The sequence below is a fragment of the Rhizobium sp. LjRoot258 genome (assembly GCF_964254185.1).
In the GTDB taxonomy this organism is placed as follows: Bacteria; Pseudomonadota; Alphaproteobacteria; order Rhizobiales; family Rhizobiaceae; genus Rhizobium.
In genome coordinates this window covers 836,911-861,694 of sequence record NZ_CAXUST020000003.1, presented here as the reverse complement: position 1 = coordinate 861,694, position 24,784 = coordinate 836,911, and the positions used below count along the sequence as shown (strand labels likewise).

Below are 24,784 nucleotides of genomic sequence, written 5' to 3'. Positions count from 1 at the left end.
GACGACTCCGCTCTATGAGCGGAACCGGACGCTTGTTCGCCCAAGGGAAAATGGTGGCTTTGACAGGCCATGCACGCCGCTCACAACGGCTAACCCTTGAAAGGCAAGAAAGTGACGATTTCCAAAATTGACGATGCGGTGGCCGCGATTGCGCGCGGCGAAATTGTCGTCGTTGTCGATGACCGTGACCGGGAAAACGAAGGTGATCTCGTGATTGCGTCAGAGGCAATTACTCCGCAGGCGATCGCGTTCATGATGAACCACGCGCGTGGCCTCATCTGTGTCGCGATGGAAGGCGAGAGGCTCGACGAGCTCGATATTCCTCTGATGGTGCCGCGCAATACCGAAGTGCTCAAGACCGCCTTCACCGTTTCCGTGGACTACATTCCGGAAACGACGACCGGGATATCTGCCGCCGACCGAGCTGCCACCGTTCGAGCACTCGTCAAGGACGGTACACGCCCCGAGGATTTTGCGCGCCCGGGTCATATTTTTCCGCTTCGCGCTCATTCCAATGGGGTGCTGTCTCGTCCCGGCCACACAGAGGCGGCGGTGGATCTTGCAAGGCTCGCGGGCTTGTCACCCTCAGGGGTGATCTGCGAAGTGGCCAACGACGACGGCACGATGTCGCGATTACCGGAACTTGAGGCGTTTGCTGAGCGCCATCGCCTTCATCTAGTTACGATCGAAGACTTGATAGCCTATAGGACCGCGATGACCTTATCCGAGAGAGCGGCTTGAACTTCGTAGAGATCGCGTTCGGTTGGGATGCGATCTCCCTCTTGAATCGGCGCCCGTACTGATGGGTCAGCATTTCGAGCCATTCTCGGATCCACTGAGAACGCGCAGGAAATTGTCTTCCGAGCATCTGCACGGTCGGAGGAAATGCAAATGCGACAACGGCATTTGCAATCCATAGCATGAAGACGCACACTCCTTTGGCAAAGCTGCGAATCTTCAGCGGGACATCTCCGCGAGCGGCCACCATACGAGCAGGCCGATCGTGCCCTGCATCGAAAAGACGAAGCCGACTACGAAAAGCAGGATGGCATATGGCTTAAGGGTTATACCCGGCATGAGGAGCGCTGTGAGGCCGATCAGGAGATGGAATGTGGTGGTCAGCACAACCCCCCCAACAACATGACGCGCCGATCGATCCTGTTCATGAAAAACAAGCCGACCAGAATGCCAAGCACGCTGAACAGGCCACATCACGACTATAATCAACGGCGATCTAGAGCCTTGAGCGCCTGTTCGGCGAACCGTGGTGACGTCTATGCAAGTCTTTCGATCAATTCTCTCATCGTCAGCGTCGGTCGCCGATAGGCGGCCGCTTGCATTGTGAGCGCCTTCAGAACCTCCGCGAGAAGCGTCGATGGGGCCGAGTATACCGTTGATCCAACCTTCCCTTTCGGCAAGAGCGTCGATGCGCCCTCAGTCCTGTTCATTCGGCTGGCTTTCAAACGCTCCTCGACATGATCCTCGAGGAATATCGCGAGCACTGCGCGGAGGGCGAGAAGGTGCTGTCCGGGCTGATCGGCGTGGTACTGTCGCTGATGGATCGCCTCGGGGGCGTCGTCGCGCTGCCTTCGACCTCGCCGACGGTTGCCCTCGGGCTTGCGCTTCGTCGCGCGATCGACATTCACTTCAAGGAGGACTGGACCGTCGGCCGATATGTCGAGGCGCTCGCAACGACACCGCACCTGCTCGACAAGGCCGCCCGCGAGGTTTTCGGCCTCTCGGTCAAGGAGCTTTTTCTGGAGCGGCGCCTCCTGGAGGCGAGGCGCCTGCTCCTCTTTACCGTCCGCTCAGTGGAAGACATAGGCCGAGAGACCGGCTTCGAGGACCCGGCCTATTTCTCCCGCTTCTTCCGCAAGCGCACGGCGAGGCACCTGCCGCGTGGCGCCGGCGCCATCTGCATCAGGAGACGAAGACGCCGGCGGTTTGATCCGATGGATCATCGCGCTACTCCAACTTCGCCTACAGCACATTGCGAAAGGGCTCTCAGTCTCGGCCGTATCCCGGTGATGTCCAGCCCGTCACATTACGGGTTATCCTTATCTCTTCAGGTTGACGAGCACGTCCATGATGTCGGAGCCCGTTTGGAACACCTTGGAATTGGCCGTGTAGGAACGCTGGGCTTCGATCATTTCGGTCAGTTCGCCGGCGAGATCGACGTTCGAACTTTCCAGCGCACCCGATTGGATAGAGCCAAGGCCATTCGATTGCGGAAAGCCGGTGACCGTCACGCCAGAGGCACCGTTTGCGCTGTATACGTTGCCGCTCAACAATGTGAGATTGTCAGGGCTGGCAACAGTTGCGAGCGGTATCTGATAGAGCGGCTTTGTCGTGCCGTTCGAATAGGAGACCGTAACGACGCCATCCGTGCCGATACCGACGGAGCTGACCGTGCTTGCCGCCTGACCGTCGGCCGAACCTGTTGCGGCGAAGTCCGATGAGAGCTGAGTGAAACCCGAATAGTCCATCGTGATCGTCTTAGCGGTAACGGGATCGACGATGTCGGTGTTGGTTGCAGAGGTCAGTTGGCCGTTCGCATCGAAACTGAGGCTGGCCACGCTTACCGCACTGGAGGAGTAGGGGAAGGACGTCGTGCTGCCAGTGCTGGCATCAGCATTGCGGTAGGCGGCGACTTCCCAGGTGGTGCCGGTGATGGCACCACTGGCGTCTGTCGTTTCGCCAGTCTTGGTGAAGTAATAGTCGTACTGCACCGTGTTGCCAAGGCTGTCGTAGGCGACAAGCGACATCTTCTTGGTGTCGTCGGTGACAGTCGTCGCGTCGTTTGCGCTTGGAAGTGCGCTGGGGTCTGAAACAACCTCAGCGCTTGAATCGAGGTTGCCGCTGAAATAGGCCGAGGTCGAAGCGATTGCACTGAGACCGGACTGGGCCACGTTGACCGGTACAAGGCCATCGAAGCCGTTGACGACGACCGCCGGCGCTCCCGAGTCATAGGAGTAGCCCATCAGCGTAAATCCGGCGCTGTTGACGAGATTGCCATTCGCGTCGACGGAGAAATCTCCGGCGCGCGTCAAGACGGGTGTTCCATCCGCGCCGTTGACGATGAAAAAACCGTCGCCAGAAATTGCAAGATCGTAGGCGGAGGTGGTGTAGGAAATGTCACCTTGTTCGGCAACGGCCTGGCGGACCGACGTTTGCACGCCGCCAGAGTTGTAGTTGCCGGTCGTGGAAGGGAGGACGAGCGAGGAGAAAGACGTCGATACCGACTTATAGCCCGTTGTGTTGGCGTTGGCTATGTTGTCAGCGACGGTGCTTAAGCGGTTGGCCTGCGCGTTCATTCCCGATACTGCGGTTTTCATGCTGCCGAAGATGCTCATGGCATTTTTCCTTTCGTGAGGAGTGAAGGGACATGCCGTCATCTGGGCGCACAGGAAGACCGGACGGCAAACGCATGCCGACGCGAAGCGCGATGAGGACTGGGCGAGTTCGCAGCGGATCATCCGTGCGCACCGCTACGTCCAGCCGAGTGGCAGATTCAGCGGCGAATCATTATGGTACTTCTTGGTACTTTAAATGCAGCCTTAACGTCTTCAATCCCTGAAATCATCTATTATTTTCTGTGGCTGACGGGTTGAACTTCGATCGACAGCGGTTACACCGCAAAACCGTGGAAAGTCCTGCCGGCGTTCGCTTATTTAGTGGCAAGTGGTTGACGTTGCTTCGAATGTCGTGATTTGTAGCCTGCGCGAAGTCGTGCAGGTCAATGCATCCGGCGCCCGACCACTTTGCGTCTAGGTATCAGCAACGGATTGGCGAAGCCCGTGAACGCGCCTGAACAAAGACTTGATCAACGGCAAGTGAAGCGGTCCCGTGGTCGTCCTCCGACCTCTGATGAGGCAACTCGCCGTCTGCAGATAATCGAAGCCGCACGACAGGCGTTTGCTGAGCTTGGCTACGCAGGTACAACGACAGATATCGTGGCAACGCGTTGTCAGATATCGAAGCAGACTCTGTACCGGTTGTTTCCCAGCAAGCAGGAATTGTTTGTCGCTGCAACCAACATCTCCGAACAAAGGCTCCTTGCGCTGCCGCGGCCGATTGACGAGCAGGCGCCGATCGAGGAGACGATCGCCAGGATATTCCGCATTGACCGGGACGACGACGATCAGGCAATCCTTGTCCGGACGATTGTCAGAGACTCGTCTGTTATTCCCGAACTGGCGGAAGCGCTGGGTACAAGCGAGGTTCTTCGCTCCAGGCAAGACCTGGCCGAATGGCTAAGCGCGCAGGTCGAGAAAGGCTTGCTGCGCCTCGACGATCCGCTGAGTGGTGCGCGCCTGTTGATGGACATGATCTTCGGAGGCATGAACCCGCCCGATGGATGGAGCAGCCCGGAGCAGGAGAGGGAACACCTATGGCTGTGCATCATGGTTTTTCTGAGAGGCACAGCACCTTGATTTTTGGGTACGCATAAGTACTAAGGTTCATCGCTAAGGGACTTGATCAGGCTTTGGTTACGTTTCATCACCGAGGTCTGTGGATGCGAGCGTTCAGATAATGAAGCAACGGCCTAAAGCTCCATTTTCAGAAGAGGCTCTTCAGCGAACACTTGTGCGCGTCCTCAGGCCAATAGTGCGGCTGTGCTTGGCGAGCGGACTGAACTTTGTCGCGTTTTCGGGCTTGATGCGGCGCCTCTTTGTCGAGGTCGCTGAAACAGACTTTGCTTTACCGGACAAGAAGCAGACCGACAGTCGCATATCATTGCTCACCGGCATCCATCGCAAGGACATAAGCCGTCTTCGGGTGAGCGAATTGACGGTCGAATCCCTGCCTGCGCCGGCTTCCCGAACGAGCCGGATCATCGCTCGCTGGCTTGCTGATCCCCGTGCCTGCGATGAGGCAGGTATTGCCAAGGCGCTGCCTCGCGTTTCGTCAGACGGAGATTTCTCCTTTGAGAGTCTGGTTGCCGAAGTCACTCGTGATCTTCATCCAAGAGCTGTACTGGATGAATGGGTTGATCGCGGGCTTGCGATGGTCGACGATCAGGATCGCGTTCATCTGAGCGCAGCCTCTCTCATTTCCAGCGGGGATGCCGAAACGAGACGGCACTATTTTACGCGCAACCTTCATGATCATGCGGCTGCGGCCGTAGAGAACATCCTTGCCGAGGCACCCCCGTTTTTCGAGCGAGCCGTCCATTACAATAACATTTCCGATGCGCTCGCCGCGCGGCTGGAGGAGGCGAGTCGCGAAGAAGCCATGGCGATGCTTTTGCGGCTCAATCGGCTAGCCAATGGTGCCATCGAGAACGATTCCGGCGGAAATCGGCGTTGGATCGCTGGCGTCTACGTCATGCAAGCGAAAGATAGCCCGGTTGAGTCGGGTGGCGGGGAGAGCGACGAATGAAGCCGTCGGTTCTTTTGCGACGTCAGTTCTTGCTGGGAATCGCCTGCCTGCCTGCGGCGCTGGCGGCGAACGCCGCGGAAAGGACTCGACCCCACGATCACGGCATCGGAGGTACCGGTCAATCCATCGTCGGTGGTGAAGATCATGGGATCGGTGGCACCGGCATCGTTGGCACGATCACCGGCTTCGGCAGCATAATCGTCAACGGTCGACATGTTCCTTACGCACGCGACGTCCCGGTCTTTATCGATGGTCAACGCGTCGATGCGGGTGACATGCGCCTTGGCCATGTCGTTCGAGTACTGCTCGATGGGCAAAGTGCTCAGGCAATCCATATAACCAGTGAAGTCGCCGGCCCCGTTTCAGCAATCGGCAAGCGGCAAATGACCGTTCTTGCGCAGCGCATAGACTTGAGCAAGGTAGAGCGCCTGCCACGTGTGGCGCTTGGACAGGTCGTCGCTGTCTTCGGAATTCGCAGACCCGACGGCACCATTGTCGCGAGCCGCGTAGAGCGGCGTAAGAGGTCTGCGGTTCCCGCGCTGAGGGGTGTCGCGGAGTTCAACGACGGACAGGCCCGTATTGCAGGATTTGCGATTGGCCGGTTGTCGCGCAGCTTCAATGGAAAACGTGTTGTTGTCAGATTCGCTATGCGGGGCGGCCAGTGGCGGCCAGCGCGCGTCAGTGCGGAGGAGATTGTGCCCGGCCTTCAGGCGGGCGTCGTCAACATAGAGACCTTTATCGAGCGAAACGGTTCAAGCCTACGGGCAGGCCTCGGAATCCACGTACGCGAAAGAGGTGCAGGCGTTCTGGCAGACCAGGGGCGCGCTTTCCTTGATCTACCCGTATCGGGTGGAATGTTCGAGGCCCGCGGACCGGGTGCACCTGACAGGCGTCCTGCATTTGATCCCAACCGACCGGGCGGCCCTCCGCCAGATGGTCCAGGCATGGGGCGGCCGCCACCTGGCCGACGCGGGCCGCCGCCGGGAGGACCGCCATCCGATATGGGCGATCCTCCCGGGCCACCGCCGGACTAGACGCCAACAAACATGAAGTGTTCCTAGTGAGCATTGGACGTGCGCATGACTGGGTAGCCGTTGGCAATTGACAAATGGGAAATTTTCCCATTTATTTTGCGAAGCAGAGCCGATCGTTGCATGGCCTCTGGAGAAAAGGAGACTTGTCCCTTGGACGATGTGTTGCGCTTCAATGCCATTTCGCTACCAAACCGCGATGCGGTGCGGTCGCCCTACGGCTGTGAATTGCAGTCGACTCACGCCGAACTCGCCCAAGTCATCCTCACCTGGGAAAACCACGATCAGATTGTCGAGTTGTTCCGGCGGGCCAGCGGGGTTGCTCTCCAGATCACCGACCTTTGGGAGAAGACCAAGGGCAGTCGCCTCGACCAGGATGATGTCGACTTCCTTACGGGGCTAATGGCCGTACAGGCGCAGTTGGCAAAAGCCGTATCGCAAGTTGATTGACGATAGTTGCCAAGACTTTTCTTTCGTCGCGACTCAATGAAGCCGGAGGCCGAAGTGATCGTTTCGTAGGAGCGGCGCTACAGTGATCGACAGTGCCTGCATATCGAAGCAGATATCTGCGACCAAGCAGGTGACGATCGCTTCGCACAGGAGTTCGACTTCGAGTGGGATTCCGGCAATCTCAATGCCTTCTATACCAAACACCCCGGTACGAGGCCATGCGCGCTTCTGCTGCGGGTTCAGCTTTTGACCCGAGAACGGCAGCAGATCTATGAGATCGCAGGCAAGCCGAAAGGCGCTTTCCAAGCCCTCTTCTTCCGTCGCAATGAAATCCGTGCTTCGACTGGACATGGCCGTCTTGCTCCTACGAACTCTTCAACTGAGCAACTGCCAGCAGCGTATCCGCGCTGATTGACGTGGCGCCACTGAGGATCGTCGCTGCGCTCGAGGTCGTGGTTCCGTTGCTCATGTCGTACATCGCGGTAAAACGCTTGATCAAATCCTTCACCTTGTCGGGATCGCCGAGATCCTCGATCTCGATGAAGTTTGAGACCATCTCCGCCTGCTTCTCGACATCCATGTTCGAGACGGAGCTGGAGAGGCCGAAGGTTGTCGTGAAGAACTCGAACAGTGCGTCGTCCCCGAGGATGTCATAGGCACTGGAAATCGTTGGGGCCATTCGCTCGAAATAGAGTGCCAATCGCACTCCGGTATTGCTGTCTCCCTGATCACTCTCCAGAGTTTGCCGCAAATAGTTGTTCACGGTGTCGATGACATCGCCACGCTGCTGAACAGTGCCTTCAGGCTCGGAAGAGAGGTTCCCGTCCGTGTCAAAGTTGAACGAGGCAACGATCTCAGCGAACCGATTGTCAGACAGGCTGTTGACGTAGCTGTCGGGGTCGTCCGGATCGGATGCGAACATCTTCTGCAATTCGGCGTCGGTAACATCATCGGGATCGATGCCCTTCGCTTCGAGCATCAAATTCACAAGACGGTGGTCCACCAACACGTCAGAGGCCGTCTTCAATGTTGCCATCTGAGTATTGAAATAGCTCATCTCGGTATCGGCGGCGTCTGAGGCGTCTGTCGCGTCCGTACCGGTAAGGTATCGGATCTTGTTTTGCTTGTAATCCGCAACGAAGTCATCGATGACCGATTGCGACATGGCGAGCAACGGAACCTTAGTGTTCCCGTCGGAGTCGAAATTGAATGAAGCACGCAGTGCGGTGAACCTTTCGTCATTGAGCTGGTTCACGTAGCTGTTTGGATCGTCCGGATCGCTTTCCAGTATTTTTCGAAACTGGCTTTTCGTAACCTCGGAAGCGTCGATTCCAAAGGCGCGTAGCGCCATCTGCCACAATTCGGCGTGATCGTCGTTGTCGTCATCGTCGTCATCCGCATTCGACGTCAGGAAGTCGTCGATGCTGGTCACGTCCGCGATGCGGCTCTTGTAGTTGTCGACCGAATCCTCGATCCAAATGTCGACACTGCTGACGCTGTAGTTTTCCGAGAAGGCAGTCGTGGTGGCAGATGTCTGATCACTGGTCTGCGCTGCAGTTCCATCAGCCAGTGCTCCATCGGAATCGAAATTGAACGCGTCGTGCAGTTCACTGAGCCCGATGGCAGTCGCAAGCGATGAACTCTTCAATGCCGCCGAGATGTAGTTGTCGGGGTCAGAATCGCTCACGCCATAGGCGGTGCGTAGGTAAGTTACGAGCTTGTCGTCGGCCATTAATTCGTCGACGGAAGTGATGCTGCCGATCGTGTCTTCGAAATACGTGGTGTAGGCGTCGCCGACCGAACTCGACGCGAATGTCGATACGGAAAATCACATACATGTTTTCGACTTGAGACTTCTGGTCATCGCTCTGCACCGGATCACCCGCCGTGCCGTCCGTGCTGAAATTGAAGGCCTTTGCGAGATTGACGAAGACGTCGTCGTCCAGTTGGTTGACGAAGCTATCCGGATCGTCGACGTCGCTGGTCAAAACGCTGCGCAGAAAGCTGGTGGATGTGTAGTCCGTGCTGAGGCCGAAAGCCTCCAGCACATAGTTGCGAAGCCGGCTGCTACCGAGAAGGTCATCGACGGAGGTCACCTCGTCGATCGCGCTGTCATAATAGTCGGTCTCCGTTGTCGTCGCTTCCGTCTCCTCCTCGAACGAACTCTCGTAGTTGTCGAGCAGTGAACTCTGTTGCACATCTGTTTGAGCAGTCGCGTCCTCACCGACGAACTTGAATGCCGCAGCAAATTGCGTATAGCGGCTATCGCTCAAGGTGTTCGCGAAACTCGAGGAGTCGCTGAGGTCGCTTTCAAGGACCTTCTTCATAAAGGCCTTCGCATAGGTCATGTCTTCCAGACCATAGGCCTTCATCGCGTAGGAATAGAGGCGGTAGTTATCCATGAATTCATCGACGGTCGTTACCTTGCCGATGTTTTCCTTGTAGTATGCGGTCTCGTTCGCAACCGCGCCTTTTGACGCTACTGCTGATAGCGTCTTGTTTAGATTGTTCGCCACCGTAAGGTAGCTAAGATACGTAGACACCATAGAACGCGCCCCCTAACAGAGCAGGCCAACGGAAAGGCCAACTCGGTTGCCACCCTCAGGGCGTCGCCGAGACCCACGTTCACCTGCCGCATGTTCAATGCTGGGTGGCCGCTCCATTCAGCCAAGAGGGCGCCAGAGAAACTATGTTCATCAAAGGCGCACAGTCTGTACTTCATTACAGAACCCATCAGTTCTATAAATGATTCCGTGGCTGATCACCAGCATTTTCTCGGAGCGTGCGCTAACCTCCGAACACCGCGTCGGGATGCTCTTCGACAGGGCGATGTTCAGACTGGCGAAGCAGCAAATCCCGCGTACGCTCGAGCGTGAGCAGGATGGGCTCCTTCCGAATCGAGTAGAATATTGCCTGGGACGCCCGCCGTCCCGTGACGAACTGACACGCTCTCAGAACAGCAAGATGCTGGGATAGTGCCGACTGACCAAGGTTCAGCATCTTGGCAAGCGCGTTGACTTGAAGTTCGCCGGAGGAAAGATGTTCGAGCATGGCCAACCGGTTTGCATTTCCGAGTACGGAGAGGTGCTCGGCCATTAGTTTGGTATCCGGATTTGCAGAGTGATAGGTCATGATGGCCCTCAAGAATGGACAAAGAATTGCCATCACCGCATACGCAAGTTCTGCGGCGCTGAATGGACTGTTGGGGATGCGAAGCTTCTGTGTGGACTAGTTCGGCCGCGGGATTGGCGCCGAACGCAACGCCGGCTCGAGCTTTAGGTCGGGGGCGAGACTATATGGTCGTATCTGCTGCGAGTTGACTATCGCGATAAGCCGCTGGTCATGCCGAATAAGGAGAGTGGACATCATGTTCACCGGTTTGAATGGCTTTAGCGGAACAATCCTCCACAGCATTAAACAGATCGTTAAAATAGTAGCCTTTCGGATTGAAAAGACTGCTTTTTATGGCTCTTTGACCGAAAAAAGGTATTTTTAGTACGAATTAGTTCCTTATTTCTGAGGCAACGGCCACGATAGAGCGGCGCATCGATCAATAACGAATCAGTGCGCAGCCACGCCCGCGAGCAAATATGCTTATGCATCGTTCCAAACGGAGCTTGCGCGCGTTCCGGGCGAGCCAAGCCTATGCCCGTCCGTCCTCGATGTCGATCATGACGCCTCGGCTATCTGCAAGTCCTTCCCCCCTCCGACGGGGGACGGTCCAGCATCATTCTCCGATGGGCGACAACGACTGCAGCAAAGAGGTCTTCCTTACTGGCAAAGAGCTTGTACAGGGTCTGTTGGAGACCTTTGGCGCCCACGCGATCGGGCAAGTTGTCCAATTACCCGGGAGTTTCTGATTCAGAAACCACCGGTCCACAGCATGTCGGCTAGCGAATCAGCCGCCCAACAATCAGGCAAAATGTCAACTACGACTTCTTGCCAGCAGCCTTATGCTGTTGCGAGTTTGGCAAACTCAGATTAGAGAACTAACCAGTTCTGTAATGCGTCACCTCACTCATCTTCGTCGCATAGGAGCGCTCTGTGACAACAATCGCGTCGACATCAGCCACTACGTCCTACCGGTACACGAAACTCGCTTCGGGCACCACCGAAAGTCAATCAATTTCCTCTAATGCTACCGGCAGCTCGACCGGAGTTTCCTCGACCTCTCGGAGGAAAGCGCACTGATCGACAGTGCACAGAAACTCCTGTCTCAGTTGATGTCGATGCTGATGAGCATGCAGCAAGGTCAAACGGCATCGGATGGCAGCCAATCCGATACCGGCACTGGCCAGCAGCAAGGCGATCTAGCCACTTCAATGGACACTGACGGTGACGGTCAGGTCAGCCTGGCAGAGTTCGTTGGAGCCCGTCCGTCGGATGTAAGCGAGGAACAGGCAACAAATCTGTTCAATAGCTTTGACACAGAAAGCTCAGGCTCCCTGACAGTCGATCAGTTGAACGAGGCAATGGCGGGAAATGCGCAGCCAATGGGGGCGGGGGCCCCACCGCCGCCATCGTCATCAGATGACTCGCTTTCCGACCTGTTCAGCTCGCTGGATACAGACGGTGACGGTGTCATAAGTCAGGAGGAATTTGCTGCTGGTCGTCCTGACGACGTGAGCGAGGAACAGGCGAATGCACTCTTCCTGAGCTTGGACCAAGATGGCGCCGGGTCGATCACCGAGGATCAATTTCTCGACGCATTGAGGCGACAGCCACCATCGTCGTCACCTGATTTCCAATATGCGGCCTTCGAAAGCGATGACGAATCAACGCAGACATTCATAGTCTGAGTCTAGGACGAGATTGCCTTGGAAGGCGCCTGTAAACTTTGACCTAGCCTCCAAGTTTTATTCCTTTTTGAGTTCGCTCCGGCGGTTGTCTAATCGCACGCTACTCGTCAAGATGGTTTTGGCACTCGGCATCGTCACCGCGTCGGAGAAAGCGAACACGGTGTAAAATTGAATGGTTGGTCGTCCCCTCAGCGACCGTCTTACCAGTCAGAGCTATCCAGTGCCGGGAGCAGGGTTGTCTTCGCGGTCGACAGGTGTCGCCGCATAGTGGGTCTTCGCAGGTAGGACCTTCCTATGTTTTTGGCGCAGCTCGATGAGGTGCAGCCGCCGGAACGGAATGATCCAACCCACGTCCGCAGCCGGGACGCTCAGTGCCTCAAACATGGGGTAATCGCGGCGCGATCGTCCCAGGCCACTTTTCTCAGATGATGGCTGGCGGGGGTGGTTGCCCCCGATAAGATGGAAAAACGGGCTCACGATTGGAACCGGGCCCAAACATCAAGTGGAGGCAACCATGGACCAATATATAGGGCTCGACGTTTCGTTGAAAGATACTGCGATCTCGATCAGACAGGACGGGCAGCGGATATGGCGGGGGAAGTGCCCTTCTGACCCAAAACTTCTGGCGCAGATGATCCGCAAGCACGCCCCGCACGCCAGGCGCGTCGTATTCGAGACGGGGCCGTTGTCGACGTGGTTCTATCACGCCCTGACGGCCGAGGGGATGCCGGCGATCTGCATTGAAGCGCGGCACGCACAAAAGGTATTGAACGAGACGCTCAACAAGACCGATGCCAATGATGCGGATGGCTTGGCGCAACTTGCCGAAGCCGGCTTCTACAAGGTGGTCCGGGTAAAGGCGTTCGATAGCATGCTGACGCGCACGCTGGTGGGCGCCCGCAATCAGCTCCTGAGCATTTCGATCCAGATCAGCAACCAGATCCGCGGGTTGATGAAGACGTTCGGTCTTATCGTACCCAAAGGAAGAGGACGGGTGTTTGATGGCAATGTGAGGGAACTCGTAGATGGGAATGACAGCTTGGCAAGGATTATATTGCCGCTGCTTGAGGCGTGGCGCGACATCCGCAAGCGCACGGCCGATCTTGATCGCCAATTGCTTGCGGCTGCACGGGAGAGCCAGGCGACAAAGCTGTTGATGACGATTCCGGGTATAGGCGCCATCACAGCCGTCTCCTATGTCGCGGCGATTGAAGATCCAGAAAACTTCAGAACGTCGCGCTCGGTTGGCGCCTGGTGCGGGCTGACAACGCGGCGCTACCAGTCAGGCGAGGTCGATTATGATGGCCATATCTCGCGAAGAGGCGACAACCATTTGCGCGGACTGCTTTATGAAGCGGCGACGGTGATCCTCACGAGGACCAGTGCCAGGAACGAGAGCAGTCTCAAAAGATGGGGGCTCAAGCTGCGTGAGCGGTTGGGCTTCAAGCGCGCTGCGGTGGCGGTTGCCCGAAAGCTTGCCGTCATCATGCACAGCATGCTCAAAACAGGAGAGATGTTCAACGCATTGGCTGGCGCCACCGCATAAGCGAAGTGTCAGCCTTCCTCCCTCAGCGCGTCAAACCCGATTTGAGGCACTGAGCGTCCCTGCTGCGGACGTGGGTCGGATCATTCCGCTTAACCTGGCTGCAGCTCATCGAGACTGCGCCTCAAACATTAGGAAGGTCCTACCTGCGAAGACCCATTGTGCGGCGTCACTATGTCGACCGCGGAGACAACCCTGCTCCCAGCACTGGACAGCTCAAAAAATATCACCGCTGAGGACCGACTCAACCAATGGATTTACGTCGCTCTGCATCTACCGCAGAACGGCGACGATGCCGAACGCTCAAACACCTTGACGAAGGGAGTGCGATTATACAACCAGGTTTGACGCGCCGAGGGAGATGGCTGGCGTGTCGCTTACGCTGTGGCGCCAGCCGATGCATGGAATACTTCTCCTGTCTTGAGCATGCTGTGCATAATGACCGCGAGCTTTCGGGCGACGGCCACCGCGGCGCGCTTGAAGCCCAAGCGCTCACGCAGCTTAAGTCCCCAGCTCTTGAGGCGGCTTTCGTTATTGGCTCTGGTTCTCGTGAGGATCACCGTTGCTGCTTCATAAAGCAGGCCCCGCAGATGGTTGTCGCCTCGTCGCGAGATATGGCCGTCATAGTCGACCTCGCCAGACTGGTAACGCCGCGTTGTCAGCCCAAGCCAGGCGCCAACCGAGCGCGACGTTTTGAAGTTATCTGGATCTTCAATCGCTGCAACGTAGGATACCGCCGTGACGGCGCCGATACCCGGAATCGTCATTAGAAGCTTCGTCGCCTGGCTCCGTCGCGCCGCTGCGAGCAATTGGCGATCGAGATCAGCCGCCCGCTTGCGTATGTCGCGCAACGCATCGAGCAGAGGCAATATGATCCTTGCCAGGCCGTCATTCCCATCCAAGAGTTCCCTTACATTGCCATCAAATACCCGACCTGTTCCTTTGGGAATGATGAGACCGAACGTCTTCGTCAGGCCGCGAATCTGGTTGCTGAGCTGGGTCGAGATGCTCAGAAACTGATTGCGAGCCGCCACCAGCGTGCGCGTCAGCATGCTGTCGAACGCCTTTACCCGGACCGCCTTGTAGAACCCGGCTTCGGCCAACTGGGCCAATCCATCCGCATCATTGGCGTCGGTCTTGTTGAGCGTCTCGTTCAGGACCTTTTGCGCGTGCCGCGCTTCGATGCAGATCGCGGGAACCCCTTCTGCCATCAGTGCATGATAGAACCACGTTGACAATGGCCCCGTCTCAAACACAACGCGCTTGGCGTGCGGGGCGTGCTTGCGGATCACCTGCGCCAAGAGCTTTGGGTCAGAAGGGCACTTCCCGCGCCATATCCGCTTCCCGTCTTGTCGGATCGAAATCGTGGTATCTTTTAATGAAATGTCCAGCCCTATATATTGGTCCAAAGTTGCCTCCATTTGATGTTTGGGCCCGGTTCCAATCGTGAGCCCGTATTTCCATCTTATCGGGGGCAACCACCCTCGCCAGCCATCATTTTAAAAATGGCCTGGGACGATCGCGCCGCGATTACCCCATGTTTTTGGTTGCTGTATTTGGGGCGGCGGCAGCGGATTGCGGTGCCGGGCCTTTTTGGCTGCGCAGCACCCGATCACGTCGCGGATTGACGGTCTGAGCGAACTCGGCCGGCGTCAGCCGGCCGAGACCGGAATGCGGGCGGCGCTCGTGTGCCTACCGCTCCTTCGGCCGCCGCGCTTGCGCACCATTAGCTTCTGGGGCGCAGGCCGCGCTGATCGTGGGCCCGGACGACCCGCATTTCAACGTGACGGCCAGCGTGGATTCGGACCTGGTGGTCTTTCTCGTCGACCGAAACGGGAAGTTCTCGCGTGAAGGAACCATCAGCGGATAAGACCCCGATACCCAAGCAAGCGCCTAGAGGCTGACCGCCAGATCGCTTCCAATCGATCCCTACTTTTTCCGTATCGGTTGGGCCGAGTGGTTGAGTGCTGGAGGCGTCGGCGATCCCCAATGTTACACGCATCGTTGCACGTTAGTGACTCAATGGTCGCCCTAAAAGCTGCGGAGAGTGGGGAAGGAATTGCGCTAGGCGCCAGCGGCCCGTGGTCAACAGGGCTCTTCAAGAGAAGCACCTAATGTGTGCTTTTCAGGGTCCGGCCAGAACGGGACGACACTTCTATGCGATAACGACCAACCCTCCTAATCGCAGGAAAGTCGCGATGATATCTAGAGATTGCTCGAAAGCACGTGGTTTCCCTACAGTTGCTCTGAGAACAACGCGGGCCGTCATGACATCGCTCGACGCGAGCGTAGGTACATCAGTCGTCAATTCGAAATCCGACCTTCATCACGACTTGGTAGTGTTCTACCGCGCCATCCTTGATGTGACCTCGAATTTGATCAACTTCGAACCAATCGAGATTTCGCATCGTCTTCGAGGCCCGCGCGATTGCCGTCTCAATAGCCTCTGTGACCGATACTTTCGAACTGCCGATAAGTTCCACCTTTTTATATACATGATCGCTCATTCGATCCTCCGGTTTCGGCGCTGGGCGGCTCTATCCTGATGGCCGCTTGCGACCAGTATTTGAGCGTGCGTTTCTGTCTGCTTGGGCATGAGCAAACCGAGGATCAGATAATACTCTCTTGATGTCAAATGCGCCGAGTTCAGACTTCGAGAAGAGCCAATCGGTTTTGATTGGCGACCAAACGTTCAGATCAAACTTCCAAATGTGAGATCATCGTTGAGAAAATTTGTCGAAGAGGACTACCATGCGACAGAAGAAGCAGGGGGCTGACCATAACAGACGCCGGTCCTACCGTTGAGGAGCCGCCAAGCCGGAACGCTCGCGTGTCGAGATTAGAACCTACGAAGTCGACTCGAAAGTGCCCGGAATGCGGCCATCAAAGCAGATATCCATAATGCCACTTATTGCTAGCAGACGAGGGACTCTGAGATGATGAAATTGCATTTGATAAGGATCTTCATTCTAGCCTTGCCGGCGCTGCCTGTATCAGCAGCAGCTCGGGCGGACACGCTTCAGCTCTCGAAGATTGATCGCAAAATTGAGAGCCACATTCGACGCGGCAACACGAAGAAGAACGTTCAATGTCTCGCTTTCATACTGAAGGACTTTCAGGAGCGAAAAATCCACAAGTCAGACATCTACGTCACATTCGATGATCCGAACATTGATGGTATTGGCATCGGAATAGCCGAAACGGACGAGAACTACACGTGCGAAGCCGGTGAGCTTCGAGCCTGGGAAGCGAATGAGTATCAGGTTGCGAAGACATTTTAGCAAGAGATTCAATGATGTGCGCACAAATTGACGCGGCACGGCAGCCCGTTTGCCAAGCAGCGGCAGGTATCGTCAGAACGGCTCCATCCCTATCGCAGCTCGGGCGGGAGCGTCCATGCCTTCGGCTCTACGAACAATCCAAAAGCTCTCGACGAAGCCCGAAGGCCGCGCGCGTAAGGTCATAATGCGCGTCGAAGCGCTGGATAATTGCCAATTCGAGGTCGTCGTCCTATTCGCGAGCCTGAAAACCAAGTTCGACACGAATGCTAAACTCTTTCAGCCCCGAACGAACGCAATTCTGCGAAGCAGTAGCTACGCTCTGATAGGCGGCAGTGAACCTTGACGCGGTCGACGAACAACGCCTTCAGTCACGACGCTCGGGCGGAGCGATGCTGTCGGCAACTTCTTCAACCGAAGGATCGCTGAAGATCTGCCTGGCCAGGTGAGACCGGCCTGGACGGCAAGCAGCGGCAAGAGGTGCGAGAGCGGCTGCTACCGCATCATTTGAGTCTACCGCTCGGCAAGCCTCGCGGATGGCCGAGGACTATTACGATAGGATGATGGCGAATGACGGGTCGATCTGCATATGCGTAAATCCTAAATTAACTAAGAGCCCCTAATTCTCGTCGCATTGATTTTGGAGCCGACCCCAGCCCCTCCAGGATCAATGGGCGTGCGGTGAGGCTCAAGGCGAATTGGCTTCAACCGTACGCCTCAATGCTCTCGTTCGGATATGTCATCGAAATCGACCATAATCCCGTGGCGCGACGCCTCATCCTTGGCCACTTGCAGGGCTTGCTGGATGAGAAGTAGAACGAGGTCGTAGTCTGGACTTTCCCGCGACGCTATTTCTCGCGCAACGCTCAACGTAAAAATCAGCTGTCGCACAATGGTTTCGGTCACGACACAGCCCCCGGAAGCCCGGGAATTCTAGAGGGCTGGAAAGGGCGCAACTACCGCAACAATCTCTCGGGTGAGTGTGAGAAATCACCATCGCCTTAGTTGGAATGTAACATGGTTCATCAACGATAGCCCTTGTTCGGTCCGACTTGACTGTCGCGGTGCGAAAGAGTGAGACTTTTCTCGGCACCCCAGAGCGCCTGGTGCACGGCGCCCTCTCGACGAGGTAGATCCTGACCCGGAACCACGATCAGCTGATTTCGCGAAGGGATGGGGGCGGGAGCGGCGGGTTGCGGTGCGGGAAGCGCTGAAGCACACTGCGCAGTTATGCGCCGACTCTGCCTTATGCTTGAGTCACGAGGGCATCTTGCGGATCTACCAGAAGGTAACGTAAAGCCTAGATCGGTAAAAGCATGGCGCCGGACCTAATGTTTGCTTGTGAGAGAGAATAGCAGCGATGACTGAGGATTTGGTGTCCGAGATTTATGCAATTGCCGACATCCATGGACGCGCCGACCTTCTTGAGGTCTTGCTTCGTCATATCGCTGTCGCCTCAGAGCAACGCCGATCAAAGCCGATCGTGGTTTTTCTAGGCGATCTAATCGACAGGGGCCCCCGCAGTCCGCAGGTGCTTGATCTCGTGGCCTCGACGCTTGAACTTTATCGCGGTTCGCGATTAATCTTAGGCAATCACGATTTTTACCTGCGCGCTTTGCTTCGTGGGGAACTATCAAGTGAAGATGCGGTCAACTGGATGGATTGGGGCGGCACAGCCACGGTAAGCGCTTACTCCGATCGCCCAGTGCCTGACTTCAAGGGTATTGCCGCAGACATACGTGACGCCTTTCCGCATCATATCGACCTGTTGGAGAACGCGTTGACGTACAAGGAGATCGGCCGCTTCTGTTTCGTTCATGCTGGCATTCGTCCCGGAGTTCTACTCACTGCGCAGACTGAATACGACTTGCGATGGATACGGACGGGCTTTCTCGATCATGTCGACGCTTTCGATCATACTGTCGTGCACGGCCACACCATCACAAACTCGTTGCTTCCCGAAGTTTATGACAACCGGATCGCCGTCGATACCGCGGCGTATCGAACCGGTCGCCTTAGCGCCGCCGTGATCCGACAAGACGAGCTGTCCCATTTCATCTATACGCAGCTTAGCCCGGCCAGCGGTATCGCGGTGCAAGAGTGGTTGCCTGGACCTATAGGGTCCGGAGCTTGCGACAACATGAATTTTTAGTGGCTTGGAGACGCAGTGCCGAGATCGAGGGTCAACAGTTCATCCGTTCAAGGCGAGGGACGTTCGTCACGCAGCCACCCGATAGAGCAAAACCCTAGAGGTCAGCATCAATTGCAGCAGGTAGTCAAAATCGCTCACATTCGCGGTGAGAACCGTCAAGCCGAGCTTTTGTGCCTGGAGGAAAAGGACGCAATCGTGAAGCGCTCTTAAGCGTGCGTCCTGCTGATAACCCTGAATTCGGCACAAGATACCCGAGAGCATTGCGCCGCGGCTGGACATCCACGGCGAGAAGTTGGCGGTAATCTGGAAAAGCGTCGTGTTGTCGCGCTGCCGAAACTGCCTGGGCGGCACTCTCGCCGCCTGCCAGTTTTTCTAGCATGAACGGTCCCAAAGCGGGGTTGGTGACGTTCTGTGTTGTCACCGCACCAATGCCGGCGCGCGCCCAGGCGCAACGTGCTGCGACCGGTGGAAGACCGCTTCACATGCCCGGCGGGGCGGGTACTCCAACGCAAGAAGGCCATGAACAGGGATCGTCTCGTGTTCTATGCCGCTAGGCCAGACGATTGCGCGGCCTGCTCCCTCAAATCCAGATGCACCAGCGCCTCAAGGCGTTACGTCAGTAGGCACATCGACGAGGACGCGCTTGCCAAAATGAACGAGCGGGCTACGCCGGACATGATGCGCATTCGGCGATCGACAGTCGAACATCCCTTCGGGACCATTAAGAGGATGATGTCAAACGGACGGTTCCTAACCAGGAACCTGAAAGGCACAAAGACTGAAATGGCGCTCTCGGTCCTCGCATACAACATCATGCGCGCCATCAGCATCAAGGCAAACCACGCGGAGCTCTGAAAACCAAAGAGGCCCCGGTCAAACCAGGGCCCCGAAAGCGTTTTCACACACCTGATAAAGCCGCCTTTCCCCTGAGCAATGACTTCTAGCCGGACGAAAGGCGCAATGTTCCGCCACGGGGCACGTTCAGGTTCTGACGTTGTAGCGATAGCCGCGAGACCCGTCCTCATCGCTCAATCGTCTGAACCGAAGAACCGATGCTCCGCCACCGCCCGTTCACCTCTGCTTCAAGCCGTGGCTCCGGTCGTAGCCGTTTACAGCGGGTGGCTTCCATCCCTTAGCCAAGTTGGCCTTGTAGATCTCGACGATCATCGGATGGCACGATGCGGCATCGGAAGAGTGCTCTGCCGAGCAGTCCCCGCCCGGGCAGGCTGACATGCAGCCGAGAAGGTCGATTTCGGCAAAGAATTCCAAATAGTCTCCGGGCCGCACAGGGCTTGCCTTCATGAAATACTGCCCCGTATCGCGCGTGAAGCCGGTGCACATGAAAACGTTCAGCACGTCGTGGACATGCGTTTCAGCCTCGCCTAGCGGCATGCCGGTCTTCTTGGCGAGGGCCCGCGTGAGGTTCGAATGACAGCAATGATGATACTGGCCGCCATTGGTCAGGAGGTTGTGGGTATAGGGATCGCAGCGCGTGCCGATCACGTCGTGCACAGAACCCCCGAACTCGTCGAAGCCGTACCAGTCGAGCGTATCGTGGGTGATCGTGGCGATGGGGCGCAGATAGGGGAGGTTAGAGAAGAGCTGATCGCCAAGACCCACATGCGTTCCGTTCAGCGCGCGGGTTTTGCCACTATAGAAACGTTCGCTTAAATTGCTGAGGTTGAACAGATTGAGGTCACCGACCTGGGCACCCTCGCTGCAAACAATTCGACAGAAGTGCCCCGCCGGCACCTCCCAGGTTGCTGCGTCCCGCGGAGGCACGACGACGGTCTCGATCAACTCCAAACCATCGCGCAGCGCACGGTAGGCGGAAAGATCGGGGCGCGGCAGAGTGTCGGTCGGGTAACAGATCACCGGCTTGATTGCCTTGCGCGCAGCGGCGTCCGTCGGCGCTGAGGTGATCGGATCGGGCTTCATGTGGATTCTCCGTTTAGTCAAGGAGTGCTGGGCTTGCGGTATTGCTCAGATTGTCAATCGATCGTTGCTAGCTCAGCACCGAGCAAGACCATCGCCCCGGCTTCTGCCTTGATGCTGATGCGACCCGATTTCGGCGCGAGTACACGCGTCTCCATCTTCATGGCCTCGATGAGGACGACAGCATCGCCTTCTGCAACCTCCACTCCGTCCTCCACCAGCCACTTCTGAAGAGTGCCTGGAACTGGCGCGGTCACCGCACTCAGCGTTGCGGCTGCGATTGGAGCGACCGTCGCCTTCGGTGCTGCAAGTCCGGAAAAGAGTATGGTCGGCAAGCCGAGCGTGTGGCGCTTGCCATCGATCTCGATGAAGCTGCGAATGACGCCTCCCTCGACCGGGTCAACGCGCGGCGCAGGCTCGATGCCCCGGAACGCAGTCTCGATCCAGTTTGTATGCACTTGGAAGCCCTCTTCACCGGTGAAGTCGCGCTCGTTGAGCATCGCCCGATGGAACGGTAACACTGAGGCAACGCCTTCAATCTGAAACTCGGCAAGGGCCCGCCGGGCTCGGATCAGCGCGTCCTCGCGCGTCTTGCCGGTGACGATCAGTTTGGCCATCATGGAATCATAGAAGCCAGGAATCTCTGAGCCGGTTTCGACGCCGGAGTCGAGCCGTATGCCGGGGCCGGACGGCGCGCGGAAGCGCGTGATCAGGCCGGGGGTTGGCAGGAAGCCGCGGCCGGGATCTTCGGCATTGATGCGAAACTCGAAGGCGTGCCCACGCGGCGCCGGCGTCTCCTTTACCGAAAGCGGCAGGCCGTCGGCAATGCGCAACTGCTCGATGACGATGTCAATGCCGGTAGTCTCCTCCGTTACCGGGTGTTCGACCTGAAGGCGTGTGTTGACCTCGAGGAAGGAAATGACATCGTTCTCTGACAGCAGGAACTCTACGGTGCCGGCGCCGGTGTAGCCGGCTTCGATACAGATCGCTTTTGCCGCGTCATGGATGCACCTGCGCTGATCCTCGGTTATGAACGGAGCAGGGGCTTCCTCGACGAGCTTTTGATTACGCCGCTGCAGCGAGCAATCCCGCGTTCCCAGAACGACGGTGTTTCCGTGGTTGTCGGCAATGACCTGCGCCTCGATATGACGCGGCTTGTCAAGGAACTGCTCCGCATAGCATTCTCCTCGACCGAAGGCTTCGGTCGCCTCACGCACGGCGGATTCGAAAAGCTCGCCGACTTCTTCCATGGTTCTCGCGACTTTCATTCCGCGGCCGCCACCACCAAAGGCAGCCTTGATTGCGAGCGGCAAGCCGACCTGCTTTGCGAAGGCGATGGCCTCTGCCGCCGAGGCAAGCGGCCCATCCGAACCCTTCACCAGCGGCGCGCCAACCTTGGCCGCGATCCGCCGCGCTTCGACCTTGTCGCCAAGCGCGGCAATGATATGCGGTGCGGGACCAACCCAGGTGAGGCCGGCATCGATGACTGCCTGCGCAAACTCGGCACGCTCCGATAGGAAACCATAGCCAGGGTGAATGGCATCTGCGCCTGCCTTGCGGGCGGTATCCAGGATCTTTGCAATATTCAGATAGGTATCAGCCGGGCGACCTGCGCCCAGACCATAGGCTTCGTCGGCAAATTCGACATGGAGCGAACCAGCATCGGCATCGGAATAAACTGCAACTGAGGCGATGCCATAGTCACGGGCCGCGCGCGCGATACGAATGGCGACTTCGCCGCGATTGGCGATCAGAAGGTTCTTCATCGGGTCTCCCTGATAAGCGGGTCGAAAGCGGCGACTGCGTCGAAGCGGATGTTCGCGCCGATGGGGATTTGGCCCGCGAGGTCGAGATGATGGCGTGCGACGACGCCGATCACCGGATAGCCGCCAGTCAGCGGATGGTCGGCAAGGAAGAGCACCGGCTGGCCGTTGTGGGGGACCTGGATGGAGCCGATCGGTGTGCCTTCAGACGGGAGTTCAGTGGCGTCCAACTTTTCCAATGGCCGGGCTCCTGCAAGTCGGGCGCCCACGCGGCTTGATTGCGCGGTTACCTGCCATTCCTGAGAGAGCAGCAATGCAAGCGCGTCTTGCTTGAACCAGTCCGTGCGGGGCCCGAGCACCACATCGAGCCTCACGGTATCACCAGCTCTCGGTAGCTTTCTCGGCGAGGGTCGATATGGATCGACGGCGGAGACCGGCTCGTTTGCGGGCACGAGAATATCACCTGCAATGATCGGCGCAGGCCCTACCTTCGCCAAAGTGTCTGTTGCCGCCGAGGCGACAAGCGTCTCGACGGCGAACCCTCCACGCAGCGCCAGATAGCTGCGTGTGCCTTCGGGTGGATATTCAAGCGTCAACTCGTCGCCGGCGTCTAGGGCTACAGCTTGGTAGAACGGTGCCTTGAGCCTGCGCCCGTCGACGGTAACGATCGCCACCGGCGCTGGCGCACCTGTGAGCGCGAGCGTCACCGGCCGGTCCGCCTTGAGGGCAAATCCGCCATAAGCGATCTCGATGGCCGCGGCACTGCGTGGATTGCCGACACAGAGATTGGCTTCGATGAGGCTTGCGCGATCAAGCGCACCGGATTCAGCCACCCCTTGGCCTGCCTGGCCGCGACGACCAAGATCCTGATAGAGAGCAGGGCGGTCGGCTCGGATCACCAAGAGACCCGCCCGACTGCCGGTTGTCTGCGTCGCTTCGTCCGGCATTGCGGAAACTGGAACAGTCGCTCCTTTGGCTATGTCGCGGAAGGATACCCGGTCGCCGGGGGCAAGCAGCGCCGCGCGGGGCCGGCGCGTATCCCACATCTTCAATGGCGTGCGTCCGAGAAGCTGCCACCCGCCGGGGCTGTCAGAGGGATAAATACCGCCAAACTTGCCGCCGAGCGCGACGGAGCCTGCCGGGATGCGCACACGCGGGGTCTTGCGACGCGGTATGTCGAAGGCAGGATCGTCGCAGGTCATGTAGGCGAAGCCTGGCGCGAAGCCCGTGAAGGCAACGGTATAGGTCGCTTCCGTGTGGCGGCGGATCAACTCCTCCACCGACCAGCCGAGAAAAGCTGCAACATCGTCCAAGTCCTCACCGTCGTAGGTAACCGGTATCTCGAGGGTTTCGCCTTGTCTGGTGCTGCGAACGGAAAGGTCGAGACTGGAGATCGCTTCAACCAACGTGGCGCGAGCGGTGGCGTGCGGGTCGAAACGCACCAGGATCGTGCGGGCGGCTGGCACAAGTTCGATCACGCCCTCGGGCCGCGCGACCCCTAGGACGTCGAGCAGCGTCAACGTCGTCTCCAGGTCATCGAGTTCGACAAGGAAGGCGTCGCTGCCAGCGGGCAGGAAGCGCAGTCGTTCAGCCATCGGTGAAACTCTTCAACTCGATACCGCCACCGACCAGCGTGTCCCGCACCGTTCGAGCGATCGAAACGGCCGCCGGCGTGTCGCCATGGACGCAGATCGATTGCGCCTCCAGCTCAATCTCCGTACCGTCGATTGCGGTTATGCGGCCCTCGGTGACGAGACGCAACATCCGCGATGCCACAACCTCAGGATCATGGATGACGGCGCCCGGCAGTCGCCGGTTTACAAGGCTGCCGTCGGCATTGTAGGCGCGATCGGCAAAGGCCTCGCAAATAACCGTCAGTCCCGAGGAGCGGGCCTGCGCGACAATGGGAGCGCCGGAAAGCGCCATTAGAATAAGTGACGAATCGACGGCTTGGATGGCCGCGATCACATCGGCTGCCTGCCGAGCGTCATTGGCGATCGTATTATAAAGCGCGCCGTGCGGCTTTACGTAGCGCACCCTCGTATGGGCCACTTTGGCAAGCCCTTGCAGTGCGCCGATCTGATAGATGGTGTCACCAATGAGCTCTTCGCTGGACGGATCCATGTTGCGCCGGCCAAAGCCGACCAGGTCGCGATAACCGACATGTGCCCCAACCGAAACACTTCGTCGTGCCGCCTCCTTCAAGACCCCAAGAATGGCGGCCGGATCGCCGGCATGGAAGCCACACGCTATGTTGGCACTGGTGACGATCGACAGCATCGATACATCGTCGCCCATAGACCAAGGCCCGAAACTTTCACCGAGATCGCTATTGAGGTCGATATACGCCATGTCGTATTTTGTCCGTCTGAATGGTTGAGATTGTAGAATAACATAATTAATATTGTTCAACAATATGGATCTTCCATATGGCGGCTTGCGATTCGTAGG

The 24,784-nt window shown here is 57.6% G+C and carries 23 protein-coding genes and 4 pseudogenes; 11 read left to right on the top strand and 16 right to left on the bottom strand.

All coding sequences use genetic code 11. From position 1 onward, the window contains the following. Positions 1-111: 111 nt before the first annotated feature. Positions 112-741, top strand: coding sequence for a 3,4-dihydroxy-2-butanone-4-phosphate synthase (gene ribB, locus ACSQ9D_RS32580; protein WP_436285873.1), 630 nt, complete (start codon positions 112-114; stop codon positions 739-741). Positions 742-957: 216 nt separating this feature from the next. Here ribB and ACSQ9D_RS32575 read toward each other — a convergent pair whose 3' ends face one another. Continuing rightward, positions 958-1,125 (bottom strand): hypothetical protein, encoded by a 168-nt coding sequence (locus tag ACSQ9D_RS32575; RefSeq protein ID WP_436285872.1) that lies wholly within the window; start codon positions 1,123-1,125, stop codon positions 958-960. A gap of 338 nt (positions 1,126-1,463) precedes the next feature. On the opposite strand from ACSQ9D_RS32575, the pseudogene ACSQ9D_RS32570 reads away from it, so the two are divergent. Continuing rightward, positions 1,464-1,948: pseudogene (locus ACSQ9D_RS32570) on the top strand (helix-turn-helix domain-containing protein); the annotation flags it as partial. A gap of 109 nt (positions 1,949-2,057) precedes the next feature. On the opposite strand, the gene ACSQ9D_RS32565 reads toward ACSQ9D_RS32570, so the two are convergent. Further along, on the bottom strand, positions 2,058-3,353 hold the full coding sequence (locus ACSQ9D_RS32565) for a flagellar hook protein FlgE (protein WP_436285871.1): 1,296 nt from the start codon (positions 3,351-3,353) through the stop codon (positions 2,058-2,060). Positions 3,354-3,797: 444 nt separating this feature from the next. Between ACSQ9D_RS32565 and ACSQ9D_RS32560 the strand changes: the two genes are divergently transcribed. The 4 genes from ACSQ9D_RS32560 to ACSQ9D_RS32545 all read left to right on the top strand — a co-directional run bounded on the left by ACSQ9D_RS32560 (position 3,798) and on the right by ACSQ9D_RS32545 (position 6,863). Then, on the top strand, positions 3,798-4,433 hold the full coding sequence (locus ACSQ9D_RS32560; protein ID WP_436285870.1) for a TetR/AcrR family transcriptional regulator: 636 nt from the start codon (positions 3,798-3,800) through the stop codon (positions 4,431-4,433). Positions 4,434-4,533: 100 nt separating this feature from the next. After that, the gene (locus ACSQ9D_RS32555) at positions 4,534-5,382 is read left to right on the top strand and encodes a DUF6502 family protein (protein ID WP_436285869.1); all 849 of its coding nucleotides are present in this window, start codon (positions 4,534-4,536) and stop codon (positions 5,380-5,382) included. Continuing rightward, on the top strand, positions 5,379-6,416 hold the full coding sequence (locus tag ACSQ9D_RS32550) for a DUF5666 domain-containing protein (RefSeq protein ID WP_436285868.1): 1,038 nt from the start codon (positions 5,379-5,381) through the stop codon (positions 6,414-6,416). Before ACSQ9D_RS32555 ends, ACSQ9D_RS32550 begins: the two co-directional genes overlap by 4 nt. A gap of 150 nt (positions 6,417-6,566) precedes the next feature. Continuing rightward, complete coding sequence (locus ACSQ9D_RS32545; protein WP_436285867.1) at positions 6,567-6,863, top strand: hypothetical protein; 297 nt, start codon at positions 6,567-6,569, stop codon at positions 6,861-6,863. 33 nt (positions 6,864-6,896) lie between these two features. On the opposite strand, the gene ACSQ9D_RS32540 is transcribed toward ACSQ9D_RS32545, so the two are convergent. From ACSQ9D_RS32540 to ACSQ9D_RS32525, 4 genes and pseudogenes are all read right to left on the bottom strand, one after another. Next, positions 6,897-7,214: a DnaT-like ssDNA-binding protein gene (locus ACSQ9D_RS32540; protein WP_436285866.1), complete on the bottom strand. Its 318-nt coding sequence runs from the start codon at positions 7,212-7,214 to the stop codon at positions 6,897-6,899. A 13-nt stretch (positions 7,215-7,227) separates the two neighbouring features. After that, a pseudogene (locus ACSQ9D_RS32535) lies at positions 7,228-9,409 on the bottom strand (DUF1217 domain-containing protein). Positions 9,410-9,650: 241 nt separating this feature from the next. Beyond that, positions 9,651-9,995 (bottom strand): ArsR/SmtB family transcription factor, encoded by a 345-nt coding sequence (locus ACSQ9D_RS32530; protein WP_436285865.1) that lies wholly within the window; start codon positions 9,993-9,995, stop codon positions 9,651-9,653. 572 nt (positions 9,996-10,567) lie between these two features. Next, a pseudogene (locus ACSQ9D_RS32525) lies at positions 10,568-10,666 on the bottom strand (TetR/AcrR family transcriptional regulator); the annotation flags it as partial. A 432-nt stretch (positions 10,667-11,098) separates the two neighbouring features. Between ACSQ9D_RS32525 and ACSQ9D_RS32520 the strand changes: the two are divergent. Next, positions 11,099-11,662, top strand: coding sequence for an EF-hand domain-containing protein (locus ACSQ9D_RS32520; RefSeq protein ID WP_436285864.1), 564 nt, complete (start codon positions 11,099-11,101; stop codon positions 11,660-11,662). Positions 11,663-11,875: 213 nt separating this feature from the next. Here the strand turns inward: ACSQ9D_RS32520 and ACSQ9D_RS32515 are convergent, their stop codons facing one another. Continuing rightward, a complete protein-coding gene (locus ACSQ9D_RS32515; protein WP_436283259.1) occupies positions 11,876-12,046 on the bottom strand; it encodes a hypothetical protein in 171 nt (56 codons plus the stop codon). A 130-nt stretch (positions 12,047-12,176) separates the two neighbouring features. Here ACSQ9D_RS32515 and ACSQ9D_RS32510 point away from each other — a divergent pair, with 130 nt between their 5' ends. Further along, entirely contained in the window at positions 12,177-13,208 is a 1,032-nt protein-coding gene (locus ACSQ9D_RS32510; protein ID WP_436283258.1) for an IS110 family transposase, read from the top strand. 374 nt (positions 13,209-13,582) lie between these two features. On the opposite strand, the gene ACSQ9D_RS32505 is transcribed toward ACSQ9D_RS32510, so the two are convergent. From ACSQ9D_RS32505 to ACSQ9D_RS32495, 3 genes and pseudogenes are all read right to left on the bottom strand, one after another. Further along, complete coding sequence (locus ACSQ9D_RS32505; RefSeq protein ID WP_436284376.1) at positions 13,583-14,614, bottom strand: IS110 family transposase; 1,032 nt, start codon at positions 14,612-14,614, stop codon at positions 13,583-13,585. A gap of 121 nt (positions 14,615-14,735) precedes the next feature. Further along, a pseudogene (locus tag ACSQ9D_RS32500) lies at positions 14,736-14,894 on the bottom strand (IS3 family transposase); the annotation flags it as partial. A gap of 608 nt (positions 14,895-15,502) precedes the next feature. Then, entirely contained in the window at positions 15,503-15,712 is a 210-nt protein-coding gene (locus tag ACSQ9D_RS32495; protein WP_024315603.1) for a dodecin, read from the bottom strand. Positions 15,713-16,141: 429 nt separating this feature from the next. Here ACSQ9D_RS32495 and ACSQ9D_RS32490 point away from each other — a divergent pair, with 429 nt between their 5' ends. Then, on the top strand, positions 16,142-16,486 hold the full coding sequence (locus tag ACSQ9D_RS32490) for a hypothetical protein (protein WP_436285863.1): 345 nt from the start codon (positions 16,142-16,144) through the stop codon (positions 16,484-16,486). 714 nt (positions 16,487-17,200) lie between these two features. Here ACSQ9D_RS32490 and ACSQ9D_RS32485 read toward each other — a convergent pair. After that, positions 17,201-17,389, bottom strand: coding sequence for a hypothetical protein (locus tag ACSQ9D_RS32485; RefSeq protein WP_436285862.1), 189 nt, complete (start codon positions 17,387-17,389; stop codon positions 17,201-17,203). A 454-nt stretch (positions 17,390-17,843) separates the two neighbouring features. On the opposite strand from ACSQ9D_RS32485, the gene ACSQ9D_RS32480 reads away from it, so the two are divergent. Further along, on the top strand, positions 17,844-18,635 hold the full coding sequence (locus ACSQ9D_RS32480) for a metallophosphoesterase (protein WP_436285861.1): 792 nt from the start codon (positions 17,844-17,846) through the stop codon (positions 18,633-18,635). 124 nt (positions 18,636-18,759) lie between these two features. On the opposite strand, the gene ACSQ9D_RS32475 is transcribed toward ACSQ9D_RS32480, so the two are convergent. Further along, positions 18,760-19,056, bottom strand: a complete 297-nt coding sequence (locus tag ACSQ9D_RS32475; protein WP_436285860.1) for a DUF1028 domain-containing protein — start codon at positions 19,054-19,056, stop codon at positions 18,760-18,762. Here ACSQ9D_RS32475 and ACSQ9D_RS32470 point away from each other — a divergent pair. Continuing rightward, positions 19,047-19,490 (top strand): transposase, encoded by a 444-nt coding sequence (locus ACSQ9D_RS32470; protein WP_436285859.1) that lies wholly within the window; start codon positions 19,047-19,049, stop codon positions 19,488-19,490. The two genes, ACSQ9D_RS32475 and ACSQ9D_RS32470, sit on opposite strands and share 10 nt — an antisense overlap. A gap of 216 nt (positions 19,491-19,706) precedes the next feature. Here ACSQ9D_RS32470 and ACSQ9D_RS32465 read toward each other — a convergent pair whose 3' ends face one another. Genes ACSQ9D_RS32465 through ACSQ9D_RS32450 form a run of 4 tightly spaced genes read right to left on the bottom strand, consistent with a single transcriptional unit; the run spans position 19,707 to position 24,685 of the window. Next, on the bottom strand, positions 19,707-20,573 hold the full coding sequence (locus ACSQ9D_RS32465) for an urea carboxylase-associated family protein (RefSeq protein ID WP_436285858.1): 867 nt from the start codon (positions 20,571-20,573) through the stop codon (positions 19,707-19,709). A 53-nt stretch (positions 20,574-20,626) separates the two neighbouring features. Next, positions 20,627-22,336 carry an acetyl/propionyl/methylcrotonyl-CoA carboxylase subunit alpha gene (locus ACSQ9D_RS32460; protein ID WP_436285857.1) on the bottom strand — a complete coding sequence of 570 codons (1,710 nt, stop codon included), beginning with the start codon at positions 22,334-22,336 and terminating at the stop codon, positions 20,627-20,629. Further along, complete coding sequence (locus ACSQ9D_RS32455) at positions 22,333-23,928, bottom strand: carboxyltransferase domain-containing protein (protein ID WP_436285856.1); 1,596 nt, start codon at positions 23,926-23,928, stop codon at positions 22,333-22,335. The genes ACSQ9D_RS32460 and ACSQ9D_RS32455 overlap by 4 nt, the downstream gene beginning before the upstream one ends. Beyond that, positions 23,921-24,685 carry a LamB/YcsF family protein gene (locus ACSQ9D_RS32450; RefSeq protein WP_436285855.1) on the bottom strand — a complete coding sequence of 255 codons (765 nt, stop codon included), beginning with the start codon at positions 24,683-24,685 and terminating at the stop codon, positions 23,921-23,923. The genes ACSQ9D_RS32455 and ACSQ9D_RS32450 overlap by 8 nt, the downstream gene beginning before the upstream one ends. Positions 24,686-24,784 lie beyond the last annotated feature (99 nt).

Excerpts from the sequence above, each read along its gene's own strand:
- ACSQ9D_RS32565 (WP_436285871.1), bottom strand. The coding sequence starts at position 3,353 with ATGAGCATCTTCGGCAGCATGAAAACCGCAGTATCGGGAATGAACGCG.
- ACSQ9D_RS32555 (WP_436285869.1), top strand. The coding sequence starts at position 4,534 with ATGAAGCAACGGCCTAAAGCTCCATTTTCAGAAGAGGCTCTTCAGCGA.
- ACSQ9D_RS32550 (WP_436285868.1), top strand. The coding sequence starts at position 5,379 with ATGAAGCCGTCGGTTCTTTTGCGACGTCAGTTCTTGCTGGGAATCGCC.
- ACSQ9D_RS32540 (WP_436285866.1), bottom strand. The coding sequence starts at position 7,214 with ATGTCCAGTCGAAGCACGGATTTCATTGCGACGGAAGAAGAGGGCTTG.
- ACSQ9D_RS32530 (WP_436285865.1), bottom strand. The coding sequence starts at position 9,995 with ATGACCTATCACTCTGCAAATCCGGATACCAAACTAATGGCCGAGCAC.
- ACSQ9D_RS32520 (WP_436285864.1), top strand. The coding sequence starts at position 11,099 with ATGAGCATGCAGCAAGGTCAAACGGCATCGGATGGCAGCCAATCCGAT.
- ACSQ9D_RS32515 (WP_436283259.1), bottom strand. The coding sequence starts at position 12,046 with ATGTTTGAGGCACTGAGCGTCCCGGCTGCGGACGTGGGTTGGATCATT.
- ACSQ9D_RS32510 (WP_436283258.1), top strand. The coding sequence starts at position 12,177 with ATGGACCAATATATAGGGCTCGACGTTTCGTTGAAAGATACTGCGATC.
- ACSQ9D_RS32495 (WP_024315603.1), bottom strand. The coding sequence starts at position 15,712 with ATGAGCGATCATGTATATAAAAAGGTGGAACTTATCGGCAGTTCGAAA.
- ACSQ9D_RS32490 (WP_436285863.1), top strand. The coding sequence starts at position 16,142 with ATGATGAAATTGCATTTGATAAGGATCTTCATTCTAGCCTTGCCGGCG.
- ACSQ9D_RS32480 (WP_436285861.1), top strand. The coding sequence starts at position 17,844 with ATGACTGAGGATTTGGTGTCCGAGATTTATGCAATTGCCGACATCCAT.
- ACSQ9D_RS32465 (WP_436285858.1), bottom strand. The coding sequence starts at position 20,573 with ATGAAGCCCGATCCGATCACCTCAGCGCCGACGGACGCCGCTGCGCGC.
- ACSQ9D_RS32460 (WP_436285857.1), bottom strand. The coding sequence starts at position 22,336 with ATGAAGAACCTTCTGATCGCCAATCGCGGCGAAGTCGCCATTCGTATC.
- ACSQ9D_RS32455 (WP_436285856.1), bottom strand. The coding sequence starts at position 23,928 with ATGGCTGAACGACTGCGCTTCCTGCCCGCTGGCAGCGACGCCTTCCTT.
- ACSQ9D_RS32450 (WP_436285855.1), bottom strand. The coding sequence starts at position 24,685 with ATGGCGTATATCGACCTCAATAGCGATCTCGGTGAAAGTTTCGGGCCT.